The sequence below is a fragment of the Pseudomonas sp. EA_15y_Pfl1_P101 genome, assembly GCF_963970835.1.
GTDB classification, from domain to species: Bacteria; Pseudomonadota; Gammaproteobacteria; order Pseudomonadales; family Pseudomonadaceae; genus Aquipseudomonas; species Aquipseudomonas tritici.
Genome location: NZ_CAXAPA010000027.1, coordinates 23,054 through 38,845, shown reverse-complemented (window position 1 = coordinate 38,845; position 15,792 = coordinate 23,054). Strand labels below are relative to the sequence as shown.

At 62.2% G+C, this 15,792-nt stretch carries 8 protein-coding genes; all 8 read right to left on the bottom strand.

All coding sequences use genetic code 11. The annotated features are described in order from the left end of the window. Positions 1-4,615 (bottom strand): two-partner secretion domain-containing protein (locus tag AACY36_RS27405; protein WP_339497751.1); only part of this gene is annotated, 4,615 nt, incomplete at its 3' end. Positions 4,616-4,643: 28 nt separating this feature from the next. Then, the gene (locus AACY36_RS27400; RefSeq protein WP_339421180.1) at positions 4,644-6,368 is read right to left on the bottom strand and encodes a ShlB/FhaC/HecB family hemolysin secretion/activation protein; all 1,725 of its coding nucleotides are present in this window, start codon (positions 6,366-6,368) and stop codon (positions 4,644-4,646) included. A gap of 367 nt (positions 6,369-6,735) precedes the next feature. Next, positions 6,736-7,218: a poly-beta-1,6-N-acetyl-D-glucosamine biosynthesis protein PgaD gene (pgaD, locus tag AACY36_RS27395; RefSeq protein WP_339421182.1), complete on the bottom strand. Its 483-nt coding sequence runs from the start codon at positions 7,216-7,218 to the stop codon at positions 6,736-6,738. Beyond that, the gene (pgaC, locus tag AACY36_RS27390) at positions 7,215-8,564 is read right to left on the bottom strand and encodes a poly-beta-1,6-N-acetyl-D-glucosamine synthase (RefSeq protein ID WP_339421184.1); all 1,350 of its coding nucleotides are present in this window, start codon (positions 8,562-8,564) and stop codon (positions 7,215-7,217) included. The genes pgaD and pgaC overlap by 4 nt, the downstream gene beginning before the upstream one ends. Positions 8,565-8,566: 2 nt before the next feature. Beyond that, a complete protein-coding gene (gene pgaB / locus AACY36_RS27385; RefSeq protein ID WP_339497750.1) occupies positions 8,567-10,570 on the bottom strand; it encodes a poly-beta-1,6-N-acetyl-D-glucosamine N-deacetylase PgaB in 2,004 nt (667 codons plus the stop codon). 12 nt (positions 10,571-10,582) lie between these two features. Further along, positions 10,583-13,063, bottom strand: a complete 2,481-nt coding sequence (gene pgaA / locus AACY36_RS27380) for a poly-beta-1,6 N-acetyl-D-glucosamine export porin PgaA (protein ID WP_339428487.1) — start codon at positions 13,061-13,063, stop codon at positions 10,583-10,585. 316 nt (positions 13,064-13,379) lie between these two features. Further along, entirely contained in the window at positions 13,380-14,876 is a 1,497-nt protein-coding gene (locus AACY36_RS27375; protein WP_339421188.1) for a YdgA family protein, read from the bottom strand. A gap of 248 nt (positions 14,877-15,124) precedes the next feature. Then, positions 15,125-15,757 (bottom strand): NADH:ubiquinone oxidoreductase subunit N, encoded by a 633-nt coding sequence (locus AACY36_RS27370; protein ID WP_339421190.1) that lies wholly within the window; start codon positions 15,755-15,757, stop codon positions 15,125-15,127. Positions 15,758-15,792: the final 35 nt, after the last annotated feature.

Below are 15,792 nucleotides of genomic sequence, written 5' to 3'. Positions count from 1 at the left end.
CTTTGAGCTCGAGGTTTTTGCCGGAGACCAGGTACGCCTCGTTGCCGGCGTTGACCTGGCTGGCCACTAGTTGCAGGTTCTGCCCGGCGCTCAGGGTGGCGTCGCCGCCGGCCTTGATCACGCTGGACACTTGCTGCACGTGGTCTTCGATGCTCTTGACCTTTTTCGTGTTGCCCGTGGAGTGTTGCTCGTTGGCTGCCGCAATGGCGTTGAGGTCGCGGGTGGCAATCAGGTTGACGTCGCGTTTGGCATTGACCTGGCTGGCCACGGCGCTGATGTCGCGCCCGCCAATCACGTGCAGGTCGCGGCCGGCTTCCACCACGGAGCCTTGCTGGGCGATGGTGGTGAAGTTCGAACGGGTGCCGATGGCGCCGCTGTCGAGGCTCTTCGAGGCGGTGATGTTGACGTCGCCTTTGGCCTGGACGGCCATGTCGGCGCCGCTCTTGAGCACGCCGCCGATGTTGTTGATGTTGCCCCCGGCTTTCAGCGCCAGATCGTTGGCCGATTCGATGCGCGCGGCGCTGTCGACGAAGTCGCTGCGTTCGGTGCGGTAGCTGCTGGCGCTTTCGTGGGTGGTGACGCTGCGTTCATTGAGCAGGTCGGCGCCCGCCGCGAGGTTGACGTTGCCCGCGCTGATCACACCGCCCGCGCGGTTGCTCAGGGTGTTGCCGGCCAGCACGTCGAGGCGACCGCCGGCTTGCATCAAACCGCTGTTGGCGAGGTTGCCGCCGACGTTGGCCAGCAGGCTGCCGGTGGCGCGCAGGGTGCCGGCGTTATTGAGGTTGCGGCCGGTGATCAGGCTCACGTCACTGCCGGAAATCAGCGCGCCATTGGGCGCTAGGCGGTTATTTGCCTGGGCCAGGTACAGCACCGGCACCAGCACTTGTTGGCCGGCGACGGTGGCGTTTTCCAGCCACACGATGTCGTGGGTCAGGGCCGCGACCTGTTCGGCGGTGAGGCTGACGCCCACCGACAGGTTGAGCGCAGTTTTGCTGCTGATGGCGTTGTCCATCAGGTGCTTGAACAGGTCGGCGTCGCTGGTCTGGCCATCGATGAAGCGCTGGCCGGTGCGGGCGAGCACGGCTTGCTGGATCAGGCGCTGTTCGTAGAAGCCATCACCGAGACGACGTTGTGCCGTCTCGGGGTCGTAGCCGAGCCGGGTCAGCATGTAGTCCGAGCCCAGGAACTGACGCATGTCGGTAAACAGCGGGTTGGTTTCGATCAGGTATTTGTGCGGGCTGGCCGCGAACTGGCTGGTGGGCAGGCCGGTCGCACCTTTGCCGTCGTTGAGGTGGAACAGGCCGTTTGGCCCGGTGGGCAGGTCGAAGCCCGGCAGGCCCAGTGGGTTGACCTGTTGCTGGGCGAGGTCCGGCGGCAGCTGCGCGTTGAGTTTCACCTCGGTCGAGAAGCCCGGCTTGGTCGTGTTGGCACCACTGCCGACGTAGGTGTAGCCGCGGTTTACGACACTGTTATCGATGCCGTCCTGGGCCTTCAGGTCAACGGCGCCGCCGGCCTGGATCACGGCGGCGTAGCTTTGGTCCGGCACCATCAATTGGGTGGTTTTGCGCAGGGCTGTCTTTTCGCTTTCCATCTTGCCGATGAACGAGGCCAGGCCGGCTTCGACACCGTCCATGTTCTGGCCCGCCGCATAGCGCTGGGTGAACGCGGCCGCCTCGCGGTACCAGCCGCCCGGCTTGCGCTCACGCGCCGAGGTAAAGATACGGTCGTACTGGGTGTCGTGGGTCACCAGGCCGACGTTGCTCAGTTGGTTGACGCGCACGGTCATGGCGCCACCCGCGGCAATGCTACTGCTGCTGTTGAGCAGGTTGCCGCCGCTCAACAGCATGTCGCCGCTCGAGGTGATGCTGGAAGCGGGCGTGGCGTCGCTGACAATAAAGTGGTCACGCACGCTGATCTGGAACGGACGGTTCTGTTTGCCGCCGTCGCAGTCGCCACCGGTCACGCCCTCGATACAGGCCGTGGGGGTAATAGAGGCGGTGTAGATGCCGGAGTGGGTGTTGAGCACGGTGCGGATGTTGTCGATCGTGCTGGCGGCCAGGATAAGGTTGCGCTCGCTTTCGATCGTGCCCGAACTGTTGATGATGCTGGTGGCGGCCGCGCCCTGCCCATCGCGGTCGACGCGCAGGTTGCCCATGGCGTAAATCGTGGCACTGAGGTTTTTCAGGCGGTCCACGCGCAGATTCATGTCGCCGCCGCTGAAAATCAGGCCGTGGTCGTTGAGCAGGTTGTCCACGGTCAGGTCGAGGCTGCCCTGGCTGGCGACGGCGCCGCCGACGCTCCAGTCCAGGCCTTTGCCGACCAGGCTACGCGTGCCGAGCAATTGGCCGGTGGCGGTCTGTTTCAGGTTGTCGACGTTGACGGTCAGGCGCCCGGCCTGGATCGCGGTGCTGTTGGTCCAGTCGGTTTTGTCGAGGGTCAGGTCGCCGTTGGTGACCAGGCTGCCGCCGACGTCATCCAGGCTGATGCCGCTCAGGTCGAGCGTACCGGTGCCCACGTGCAACACCTTGCCGCCGGTGTTCTGGAACGTTTTTGCCGCGAGGCTCAATTGGTCATTGGCGGTTTCCAGGCTGCCGCTGTTGTTCAGCAGGCCACCGATGGCGTAGCGGGTTTTGCCTGCGGTGCCCAGGGCACGCATCTGGCCGCTGTTGTTCAGGCCGACGGTGTCGACATCAAGGGCCGTGGCGCTTTCGATCAGGCCACGGTTGGTCAGGGCGCCGTCCAGGTTGACGTCGATGCGGTTGCCGGCGATCTCGCCGCCGTTGTCGACATTCAAGCCGGTAAGACTCACAGCGCTGCCGGCGAACAGTGTGCCGTTGCCGTTGTTGAAGTTGATCGCGTCAACCACTGCATTACCGGCTTTGGCGGCGATGCGCCCACCGTTGTTATCGAGCGTACCGGCGGTGATGTTCAGGCCGCCCTGCTCGCTGTGGATCAAGCCGTCGGCGCCATTCTGCAGCAGGCCCGTCGTGGTGATTGCCACCCCGCCGTTGGCGGCCAGGGTGCCTTTGTTCTGGTTATCGATGCTGTTGGCGAACAGCGTCAGCAGGCCCTGGCTGGCGAGCTTGCCGCCCTGGTTGTCGATGTGGGCGGCGCGTTGCACCAGCAGCGGCCCGACACTCGCCAGCTTGCCGTTGCGGTTGACCAGGTCGCCGAGCAGGTCCAGGGTGATCGAGCCGCCACCGGTGAGGCTGCCGGCGCTGTTGTCGAGGCGGTTGCCGTGCAGGGTAAACGCGCCGGTGCTGTCGATGATGCCGCCCTGGCGGTTGTCCAGCAGGCCGCTGACAGTGAGGGTTTGCGCACCGTCGCTGAGCAGTTGGCCTTTGTTGCGGTTATCGACGCTGTCGGCGGTGATGTTCAGCGCCTGCCTGGCGCTCAGTGTGCCGCCCTGGTTATCTACGTGGGTGGCGGTGGCGGTGAGGGTGCGATTGGCGATCACCGTGCCGGTGTTGCTGATGTTCTGGCTGTCGAGCGTGACGTCGCCAACGGCGTTGCGGGTGTTGTCGGCGTTGACCCCAGCTTCGATGATGCCGGTGTTGGTCAGTTGGCCGTTGCTGGCCAGGGTGATGCTGTCGCGCGCGGCGAGGGTCTTGCTGTTTTTCAGCGTGCCCTTGGTCGTCTGCGCCTTGAGGCGGGTGCCGGCGTAGACCGCGCCCTTGGTCTCCAGGCTCGCGGCCTTGATATCAATCGCGCCGCTGGCGGCCGCCTGGGCCATGCTCAAGTGGCCGTTGGCGTCGAGTTGAATATCGCCGCCACTGGCGGCCAAGGTGCCGTCGAGCTTCACGCCCACGCCGGCTTCAGTGCCCACCAGCTTGATGGCGCCGGCGTACATGCCGCCCAGGGCCGAGGAGTCGATGGCCAGTTCCGGCTTGGCGCTGCCGTCGTCGGCGCGCGTGGTGGTGTTCAAGCTTTGGGCATCGACGTCGTTGCGCCCGGCAATCACGGTGAGCTGACGCGCGTTGATCTTTGCATTGATCTTGGCGGTGCGGGTGATGATCTCGAAACGGTCGACGTTGCTGGCATTCAAGCCCTGGCCGTCGATGGTCACGGCGCCCCCATCGACCTGGTAATGGTCCAGGCGACCGACTTTGTCGATGACCGGTTTACCCGTGGTCAGGGTGACATTGGGCGTGTTGATGAACCCACAGCCGTTGCAACTGATGCCGTAAGGGTTGGCCACGATGACTTTGGCCGACTGCCCCGCCACTTCGGTGTAGCCGCGCAACTGGCTGGGGCTGCCGCCGTTGACTTCGTTGAGGATGACGTTCGCCGCGCCACCCTTGAGGTTCGGGTTGCCGACAATGATCCCGCCCAGTTGGGTGCTCTGCACCGCGCCCGTGGCGTTGTTGAGAATCACGCCATTGGGGCCGACGTTGTAGTCCTTGAACTGGTTATGGGACAGGCCGCTGCCATTGGGCGTGGCGATGTTCACCACCGGCACGCCGTTGCCTGCCTGGCCGAGCGTAGTGCCCGGGCCGCTGACCGCGATGCCGTCGGCCTGGGCCAGCAGCGGCTGCCAGAACAGCGCGTTGGCCAGGATCAGTGCCAGGCCGCGTTGGGTCAGGCTTTTCAGGGCGGTAGCAGGGCGAGCATCCATATTCAAAATCTCAAGGCAGCGGTGTTGATTACAGGAAGAAATCCAGGCGGAAATAGATCGGCGCTTCGCGCTCGGTCACCACGCCAGGTCGCTCCAGGGAATGGGCAAAGGTCACGCTGGCGCTGACGTTTTTACCGCGCGCGAACAACTCCAAAGAGTTACTCGAGACGCGACCATGCTCGTCATCGTTGTAGCGATCGTTGCTGATTACGCCCTGGTCATAACCGACGCTGGCGCCGTATTCGGCGAAGGCCGGGCGCATCCAGTCGAGGGTGACCGGGCGCGCCCAGCGCACTTCGTTGCGCCAGTAACCACCGCTGTCGCCGTTCAGTTGCTGGTCCTTGAAGCCGCGCACCGAGTAAGAACCACCCAGGCTCATGCGTTGCGCCGGGTACAGCACGTCTTCACTGCGCTGCCCGGTGGCGAGGCTGGAAAAACTCAGCGACTCGCCCCACAAAGTAAAGGGCTGCAGGTAGCTCATCGTGGCGGTGTATTTGCGATAGCGCGGGGTCGCCGTGAGGTTGCCGTTGGCATCGCGCGCCTGCTGGTCGCTTTGCGCGTCAAAGGCGCCAATGCCGTTTTGCATGCCCACGTCCAGGTTGACGAAGGCATTGCCGATGCGTCGACCGTGGGTGATGCCGACCTGAAATTCGCTGAGGCGGTTGCTGCTGGTCGCCAGGCGCGAGTCGAGCAGGTAGTTGTTGGTGCGCAGGTGAGTCAGGCCGACGTTGACCGACGTCTTGCTCACCTCGTCGCGATGGATCACCCGCTCGGCACGCAGTTGATGGTTCTGGCTGTCGCCGTTCTGCTTGACCTTCAAATCGTCCAGCATGAGGAAGGTGCGGTATTCGCTCTCGCTGTAGGTGTAACTGAAATTCCACCAGCCCCACGGCACGTTGTAATAGAACATGCTGCTGTTGGAGGTTTTCTGATGGTCGCTGATGGCGTCGTGGCCACCGCGCAAAATCAGCTGATCGGCCAGGCCCAGTGGGCTGTCCCATTCCAGGCCGGCGCCCCATTGTTGTTCGCCGGTGCTCTTCTGGCCGTCGTTGTTGCGCGACAGGCTGGCGCGCCAGGGCTTTTGCGGGACGTTCTTGACCCGCACTTCACTGCCGCCGATCTGGCTGCCAGGGGTCAGCTCCATTTGCGCCTGCTTGGAGGGCAAACGGCTGAGCTGGTCGACCAGTTGCTCGATTTCCCGCAGGTTGAGGGCTCCGCCGATGTTGCCGGGAAACGCCATGGCCAGCTCGCGGTCGGTCAGGTTGCTGCCTTGCGCGCCCTTCAAGCCTTCGAGCTTGCCTTCCACCACCAGCACCTGCAGGTGACCGCTGGAAAGGTCCTGCTGCGGCAAATAGGCACGACTGGTGACATGGCCTTTGGCGATGTAATAGTCGGTGATGACCTTGAGCAGCTCATTGAGCTGTGGAACGCCCAGGCACTGGCCGATATAAGGTTTGAGCAGGAGGGTGCGGTCGCCGACGGAGAGGCTGTCGGCGCCCTTGAGTTCGATGTCTTTGATCGGGAAGCAACGGGTGTCGGCGGGTGTGGCCGGGGCCTGGGACTGATCGCCTTTGCCGGGCAAGTCCTGGAGTTCATCCAGGCGCCGACGCTGCTCTTCCAAGAGACGGTTCTGGCGGTCGCGAATCAGGTCCTGATCCCCTGGCGTAGGGGCGGCTGTGGCGCTGTTCAGGCTCAGATAAGCGAGCATGAAAGTGCATAGCAGATACCGAGTCCGTGGTAATAACAAAGACATGTTCAATCCGTCGAAAATTAAAGGGCGGCAAACTAACATCGAACTTCCGCTCACTCAAAGAACCGAGCACGTTGAATAAGCGTGCAAGGTGCTCGCGCAACCCGTTGATTATTAACAATTAAAAATTATCAAACAGGCATACGGCTTATTGCTGGAAGTTATATTCCGACAAGCGGCAGCTGTATTGATGACGATTTCGTCGGAGAACTTAATAATTGCCACTAGTTGGCCATCAAGTTCTTACCGAGATAAGTTAGTACCGAAAAGGGCAGTAAAGTTCTCGGAGGTTTTGTGAATTGGATCCCACTTATCGGTATTTACCAAAATCGCTCCCACGTTGCATGGGAACGATTTTCCAGCGTTCTTCTTAGCTGGCGCCTTTGTTCTGATCCTTGCCTGGCACCAGGATCAACCCCGGTTTTTCTACCTCACGGGAGACATGGGATTTCACCTGCGCGACACCGCCTTCCTCGTCGTTATGGATCACCAACACCCCAGGCCGACGCAGCTGCTCAAGGTCACCTTCGCCGAGACTGAAGCTCTCGCTCAGGTTTTTGTCAGTAAGCGCCTTGGCCTCGGCCCGGCGCTGGGCAAACTTGCGACCTCGGCGTTGTTGGTGGCGCGCCCAACTGATCAGGATGACGGCGTTGAGCAGGGCGATCCACAGGTAGATTTGCAGGGTATTGAGCGCGGCAAATATCGGCGCCTCGAATCGAGGACCGCCATGGGTATCGAGCATCGAGGTAATCCCACGTGCCAACAACCAGATCAAGCCGGCCCAGGCCATCAGGGTCAACAGCGCATCGATGACCCACATCACGGAACGTTGGCGGGTTCTGACCAGTTTCATGATGACGCCTCCTTATTTTCGAGCGGTTTGATACCACGGTCCGGGCTGACCCAGCGCGCACGCTTCTGATGCTGGTTGAACAGCACTTTTGGAAAACTGACCAGGGTGGTAAACAGGCTGACCAGCCAGAACACCATCGGGTACCACACCGTCCAGAACAGGGTTTTCCACAGGTCTTTCTCGTAGCGGCGGTCAATCAGGATGCTCACCGCAAACTGCAACAGGCACACCATCGCCAACACCAACCCGGTAAACGCCGGCGGCATCAACGACTCGACAGTAATCGCTTGTGGCAGCGGGATGAATTTGCCCACGCCCCAGAAGATGACCGACAGCAAAAAGGTGAAGGCCCAGCCGGTGGACAAGCAGTATTCGAACAGCAGTGGCCACAGGTAGCGGTGACGCCATTGCCAAATGCCGCGGATGTTCTTGAACAGCACTTCGGCGCCGCCCTGGGACCAGCGCAGGCGCTGTTTCCACAGGCCGCCGACGGTTTCGGGCATGAGGATCCAGCACAGGGCACGGGGCTCGTAGAAGATGCTCCAGTGATCGAGTTGCAGCTTCCAACTGACATCGATGTCTTCGGTGATCATGTCGGTGCTCCAGTAGTCGATGCGGTCCAGCGCCTTTTTACGGAACGCCACCACTACACCGGACACCGTGAAGATTCGACCGATTACCCGTTGCGTGCGCTTGATCAAGCCGATGATCGAAGAGAACTCGCCGACCTGCACCCGGCCGATCAGGGTTGAACGTGTGCGGATGCGTGGGTTGCCGGTCACGGCGCCCAGGCGCGGGTTGTCGAGCATCGGCGCGACCAAATAGGCAGCCGCGTTTTTATCCAACAGCGCATCGCCGTCAATGCACACCAGGTATTCGCTGCGCGCGGCAACGGCGCCCATGCGCAAGGCCACCGCCTTGCCCTGGTTCTGCGCCAGGTGCAGCACGCGCAAGCGTGGATGCTGCAAGGCCAGGGCATCCAGTACGGCTGCGGTGTTATCCGAGGAACCGTCGTTGACGGCGATCACTTCAATGTTCGGGTACACCTGGGCCAGCGCGGCCTCCATGGTGTCGGCGACGTTCTCCCCTTCGTTGTAGCAAGGGATGATGATCGAGATCAGCGGGTTGCCAGCCAGTGTCGGCGCCGGCGTGTCCTCTTTCCAGGGCCAGTGGCGCTCCCAGTGCAGCCAGAAATACAAACCGCCTGCAATCCACAATGCCGACATGAACAGCGGGTAGAAAAACACAAAGTCCATCAGGAACTGCCCGGTGACCAGGAAGATCAGGCCCAGGGGCACACCCAATACCAAAGCCAGCACGAATAAAGCCAGGATTCTGTCGAACATGGTCAAGGGTTCCATTGGTTGGAAAGGGCCGGACGCACAGTCTTCAGGTCCGGGGAGTTTTCCAGGAAGTTGTCCGGGTAGTAACCGAAACTCGTGACACCCTGGCGCTTGAGCACGCTCATCCAGTGCGCCAGCTGCTCACCGCTGATATCCGGCGCGGCCTCGGTGCGCCAGTCTTTGGCTTGCAGCTCGAACACGGTGCGCTCCAGCGCGCCGGGGCGCCGCTTGACCGTGGCCACCAGTTTTTCCAGCCAGGCGTCGGCGTTGTTCAATGCCTGGCCTTCCATCAGCGGCATGGCCATTGACGCGGTCCAGTCGTAGGTCTGGAGGAAATCGTCAAGGTTCTGCGCGAACCAGGCTTCGCTGCCGGGGTTGAGCATCGGCTCGGCGAAGATATTGCGCGCCGTCAGTATCTGCGGGCCACGGATGGCGCGGAACTTGGCGGTCAACTCGTTGGTGAAGTCGATCAGGTAGCGGCTCTTGAAGCGGGTCCAGCGCTGCATGACGGCAGGGTCGGCACGCAGGGCGGCGATGTTGTCCGGCAGGCCCTGGGCGGCGTAGGCCTTGAGTGCTGCGGGGCTGGCGTCTTCAAAGTCGCTCAGCTTGGCATCGTCGTGGTACAGCACGCCGTCGACACCACTGTTACCGGAGCTCGCCAGATCCTGGTAGATCTCGCCGATCATCTGCCGCACTTTTGGATCGAACGGCGACAGGCGCTTGTAATCATCCGGATCGGTGCCCACCTTGCCGGTTTGCGGGTCCCAACGTGTCACGCGAGGCAACTTGGAATCGAGGTCGAAACTCAGTACCGGCATCCACGCAAAAACGCTGGCACGAGCCCGGGTATGCAACTGCCAGGCGACCCGGTTGAACAGGTCGGCGCGCATCGGCAGATGGCGGTTGGGGAAGTACAGCGAACGCACCAGGCCGTCACCCGTGGGGTCGGCGTAGGCTTGCAGGAATACTGTCGGCGAGCCCATGTCCACTACACGCTGTACCAGTACATCGAGGTTACGCGCCTGTTGCGCCGGGTCGGGGTCGTAGACGTGGTCCAGGTCCACATGCACGACGCGCATCGGCGCCTTGGCCTGCACCGAAACGATGCTGCTGGCGAAGTGCTCGCCGTCCGGATCGGAGGCAACCAGAAAGCGCGGGCTCCTCATCAATTTGTTCGAGTCGTCGAGGCCGTCGTCCAGCGTAAGCGCCATCTTGTAACCCTGCTCGTCCACAACCGCGAGCGTGGTGCCGTCGGCGGCGCCATAGGGCCATACCCACACCCGAGGCGCCTTGCCGGTAACGGCGCGAATCTTGTTCGAGATCGCGACCACGTCAGCCCGCATCCGCGCCTGGAACTGTGCCTCGGTTTCATAGCGATTGGTCGCCGGATCGAAGCGCCGCGTGGTGGCGGCCGGTTCCAGGTTGCCCTGGGGGTTGGCCAGGATGCCCTTGTGATTGGCGTCGGTGTGGGCGGCGATTTCCACCAGGCCGGAGCGCGACACTTCACGGATCTGCTGCCAGGTCAGGAACTCGCCGCGTGGCCGTGGCAGACCGGCGAAGTCCACCGGCTGGTTCAGCGGCGTATCGATCCAGGAGCCGACCGGCGCGAGCACTGCTGGCCAGTTATAGGCGCGCAGAATCGGCATCACGCGGGTGTAGAAGCTGGAATAACCGTCGTCGAAGCTGAGCATGACGGCCTTGGGCGGCAAGGCCGGCCCACCCCGGCGAGCGGCGAGGATCTGGTCCACGCTGACCGCCTGGTAGCCGTTCTCGCGCAGCCAGGCCAACTGATCGATCAAACGCTCGGTGCGCACCGCCACCACCGCCTGATCGGGATCGGTGTCATTGACGTCGTGGTAGGCAATGCCCAAGAAATGGTTTTTCGGCCACGGCGCTTCGCTGGCCTGTGTCGGGCGCTCGGCGGGTGGCGTGAATGGCGCGGGTTGCTGGGCGCAGGCGCTGGCCAGCAATACGCCCAGGACCAGCAGATAACGGCTGAGGAGGGTCATGATCAGGCTCTTTTAAAAACGGTAAGTGAGGTCGACGAGCAGGCGCAGATCGCGTTCGCGATCACCGTCATACGTTCGGCTGACCAGGCTCAGGTTGGCGCCGGCTTCCAGGACGTCGTTCCAGCGAATGCGCTGGCCGTAACCGATCAAGCCGACACCGCCGCTGGAGTAATCCTGCTGGCGATAAGTGCCCGCGCCGACCTGGAACTGCTGACTCCACTGGGTCTCGTAACGGTGATAAAGCACATGGTTGACGTTGACGGTGGGCATCACGCCGAAGTCCGACTTCGGGTTGAAGTACAGCGTGTCTTCCTTGCTGTTGCGGCTGGCACTGACTTCCAGGCCTAACTCCACTTGCACCTTGGGCGAGCTGTAGATGCCTTCGCGGCCGGCGAGCAAGGCTTCGAGGCGATCGTTGCCATCGCTGAAATGCGACGGGCTGACGGTCAGTTTCCATTCGCGGCTTTCATTCGCGCGCCAGCGGATGAAACCGCTGCCGCCATTGGCCGTAATGTCGGTATTGAGCGCCCGCAACGGCGTGGTCGCCGTGAGGTAGTCGAGGCTGCCGCCGTATTGCCAATGGTCATTGATGTCGCGGGCAACCGCTACGCGCGCGCCTTGCTTGGAGCCAAAGCCGTAGGAGTGGTTGGAGACTTCGGCTTCGAGGGTCATGTCACGGGTACGCCGCTCCACGCCCACGCGCTGCCAACGGTGATGGCCGCTGCCTTCGGTAAAGTCGGCGGTGCCGTAGCCGGCACCGGTGAACAGGCGCCAGTCTTCGTCGATGGGCGGCGTGTAGATCACGGTCTCAATGCCCCAGTCGCGGCTGCCCCTGATCGCGCCGGCGTCTGCGTTATTGCTGCCACCGTAGCTTTTACCCGTGTAGGCCTCGACGCGGACTTCGGCCATGTCGTGCACTTTGCGCAGGCGATCGAGGCGCTGGACCTGGCGGTTTTCCGGGGCGCGGGCGACCACGTCATCGGCAAGCAGGTCGAGCTGGCGCCACTCCTGCAGGTCCAGCGCGGTGAAGCCCTGGGACATTTCCACGCCGATGTCGCGCGGGCTCTGGTTTTCGGTTTCCTTGAGTGACGCTTCGGCGCGTCTTGGCCATTCGCGGGCACGGTACATCTCGGCCTGCGCCAAACGCACGCCGATGTTGCCCGGGGCTTTATTGCCCAAGGCTTCCAGGCGCTCTTCGCTGGTCTGCAGGTCATCGCCATAGGTACCGGCCTGGGCCGCCAATTGTTGCGCGTCCGCCCACTCGTCGTTAGGGTCGCCCAAGGGCAGACCCTTGAGTTCAAGCCGCGGTTTCTCGCTGCGGGCCAGGTTGTCGGCGACCACGCGCGCCTCTGCCACCTGGTCGTTTTCCAGCAAGGCGTAGAACAGGGCGGAACTGTCTTTGACATGATCGCCTGGGTCGGCATCCGCAGCGGTCACCGCCTGGCGATACAGCGGGGCGGCCTTTTCCGGCAGGCGCTGGTCGAGGTAGGCGGCAGCGACCCAGCGCAAGGCGTAGGTCGGCAATTGCACGCCTTCAGCCTTGAGGGCTTCGTACTCGCGAATGACCTCGGCGGTGCGCGCCCGGGCCTTGAGCGCGCCGAGGCGGTCGATGCGCCAAATCATCACGTCGCCCTGGGCGCTGGCGTCGGGGGCCCAGCGGGCGAGCAGTCTGTCGTAGTCCGCGAGCGCGCGGTCGGCGATCACAAAGCGTTCTTTCTCGGTACGCGTGGCGAACTCGGCCATGCGTACGCGCTCGGCGGCCAGGTCGCCTTCGAGGCGACGCTGGGTCACAGGGTCGACCAGCCCCGGGCGCTGGGCCGACAAGCGCAAGGCGGCTTCCGGCAGACGGGCCTTTTGCAGGGCAACGAGGTATTCGCGGGCGACTTCGGGCTTGTCGCCGGCGCGGATAAAGGCCTGGTCGAATTCAAACAGGGCGTCGTAGTTCGAACCCGCACGAGTCAGTGCGTAGCCCAGGGCCATGCGCCGATTGGGATCATCCGGCTTGGCCGCCACCAGAGCGCGTGTGCGTTGCACCGCTTCGCTGACTTTGCCGCCGTCGGCCTGGGTAAGGGCCAGGCCCAGTTGCAGGTCGACATTGTTCGGTTCACGCAACAGCGCTTTGCGATAGACCGCCTCGGCCTGCGCCCACTGCTTCTGGTTGCGATAGGTTCGCGCAACCGTGGCCAGCGCCTGGGCGGTCAAGTTGCGATGCTGGCCCTGTGCCTCGTACACCTTCAGCACTTCGGCACCCTGTCCGGCCCAGCCAGCGATCACCAAGTGGTCGCTGATCTGGCCTGGCGTCTGGCGCTCGGCAGGCAATTGGCGCAGTTGAGTCAGGGCGGGTGTGAAGTTGCCGTTGCGCGCCTGGATGATCAGGGCGTCGTAGGCCGGGTCGGCCATGGCAAAGGTGGGCATCAGCAACTGGCTGCACAAGGTTACCCCGATGAGCAGCCGTAACCGGCCTGAGGCACTGAGTGGGAGGTTTCGCAGCATATCGTGAGCTTCCTTACACACGGAAAGCTGTAGCGATAGGTGGTCCTGAGCGATTTGCATCAGGGTGTCGGCGTCTCGTGACCCGACCTAGCTTTCCTGTATGAACTATCCCTTAGCGGAGAAAGGGGGAGGGAGATTCAGAACAATTGTTCAGAATTGCCTGACCAGTGCCACAAACCAAATGTGGGAACGGGCTTGCTCGCGAAGGCGATGTGTCAGTCAACATCTAGAGTGACTGGTACACCGCGTTCGCGAGCAAGCCCGCTCCCACAGTTTGATTGCATTTCAGTCGGGCCGCTTTGCGCGGCCCCGAGGCTTATCGGGCGCCGCTCACTGAGCCAACCTTGGACATCACAAAGCCAATGAACTGCTCGACGGTCATCTTCTGGCCGTTGAAGGTCACTTCATTGTTGGCGTAATGCAGCTTGGACACCACGTCGCTGCCCACCAGGGTCGCCAGTTGTGTGCCAACGGCCATGCCGCTGACCATTTCGCTGGCCATCTGGGATTGCTGCTCGATGGCTTTAGGATCGGTCACACCGCCAAGCTGCGCTTGCAGGGCGGCAACGTCGGCGATCATTGGCTTGGACAGGGTCAGGTTGGCGTCCAGCAGCGCGACCATTTGCTTGCCCAACTCAACCGGCGGCAATTCCATGGAGGTCGGCTTGGCCAGGTCCAGCACCAGGTTGAACTTGCTTTCACCGTGGGTGGTTTTCAGCGACAGGTTTTCCAGCGCCACGTGTGGCTTGGCGGCCAGCAACTGGTCGACGTTGGCTTCAGCCAGGGCCTGCTCAGCCTCAGTCAGTTGCAGCTCCGGCACCGGTTGGCCGGCGGCAGCAGCGGCTTGCACCGGCTGCATCTTGTCCTGATACAGCTTGGTCAGCAGCAGGCCAGAGGGCACATCGATGTTTTTCACGCTCAGGGCCATGGCGGCGGAACCCACGGGTTTACCCTGATAGCCGATCTCGTCGATCTTGTAGTCGACGCGGCCGGCCATGTTGTTGTCTTTGACTTCGCTGGTATCTTTCTGCTCGAAACCCTTGAGGGTCATTACGGCTTTCTGTGGGCCGAAGGTGAGCTTGGTGTCGGTCAGCTCTATCGTGTTCTGCCCGGTGTAGAAGCCGAAGGTGGATTTCTCCAGGTTGCTGGCCACGGTCAGGCCGGCGAATTCAGCGTCGAAGGGTGCGCCATTGGCATCGACCACAGCCAGTTTGAGGCTGTTCATGTAGCCGTCGACCTTGACCTTCTTGCCCTCGGCGGTGCTGTCGAAATCCAGGTTGAGGCCAGAGAAGTTCACCGAAGCCGTCTCGTCCTTGAACGTCAGCGGCAGCAGTTCGAGATTACCGCTCACCGAACGGCTGTAGCCGATATTGGCCACGCCTTTGAGCGGTGACACGTCTTTGGCGGCGGCGAACCATTTCTCAGTGGTGGCGTTCTTTTCCAGCTCGTAGTGACTGGTAGCCATGACCGGTAGCCATTTCAGCGATACCAGGCGCGAGAACGGCAACGGGCCGTGTTCGATATGGTCGACAATCAGCAGCTCGGGGTTCGGGTTCTGCTCGCCGAAGAACGAGCCCTGGCCCTTGAGGCGATAGTGCGCGGTGCTGCTGAACAGGCCACGGTCCAAGGACACCAGCTCCAGGGCAACAGTGCCGTCGACGCCGGCCATGGAACGTTGCAGTTCCTTGTTGGCGTCCTGCACCGCCGTCTGCAGCACGGGCTCCAGCTGCTTACCGGTGTACCAGGCACCGCCTGCACTGACGACGCCAACGGCGACAACGAAACCCAAAAGAACAACGGCTGGCTTATTCATGAAGTGACCTGATCAAATCCTGTGAGAAGTGGGCTGTCTTCCTTGAACCCTGAGGGGTTGGCTCAAGCCCGACGAAAACGGGGGAAGATTAGCATAGGCACCGTAGCAGCGGTCGAGCGCAGCGAGGCCGCATTCGGCTGCGAAGCAGTCGTAAAACCCGGCAACCTGGTTTATCAGAAACCATAAGTGCTGGCTTTACGAGGACTTCGTCCTCGAACGCGGCCTCGTTCTACTCGACCGCTGCTACGTCAGGAGTACTCCAGCTCAATTTCATCGAGTTGGTGGTCGAAGCTCTTCAAGCGCGCCGTCCAGGTGTACACCAGCACCTCAAACTCGCGGTGTATGACCGCATTGCCGGGGGTGTCCGACTTGGGGTCGCAGACGTCCAGCCGATAGCGCTCGCGGGCCATTTGTGTGGCAACGTCGGACAGTTCCCGCGCGTTGTTCAGCCAGTGCCTACCGTCAGCGACCTGCTGATCAAGTGCCACGCACTGTTTTTTCAGGACTTCGAGGCTTTTCTCCAGAGGCGTGCCAGTGAGGTCACCCATGACTTCCTGGAAGGTCCGCCCCGGCTGCCAATAGCTGCCCCAGAAATAGCGGTCGAACACGGTCTCGACCCGGCGCAGGGCGACCTTGGTGTCCCAGATCACCACGCGGGTCTTGCCTTGTTCGAGGAGTTTTTTCTTCACCCGTTGATTCTGGTAAGAGGCCCACGCCACTACGCCAATGGACAGGGTGCCGATCACCAGGCAGGCACTGTCGAGAAACACCATCGCCTTGTCGAGCTGATGGGCGAGCATCACGCCGTAGAAATAGGTCGCCGATAACAACACCAGTGCGAAACACACGCACCAGAAAGCGGGAGCATAAGGGTTTTTCATTATTGGAATCCCCATGAGCAAACGCGAGCAGTGAC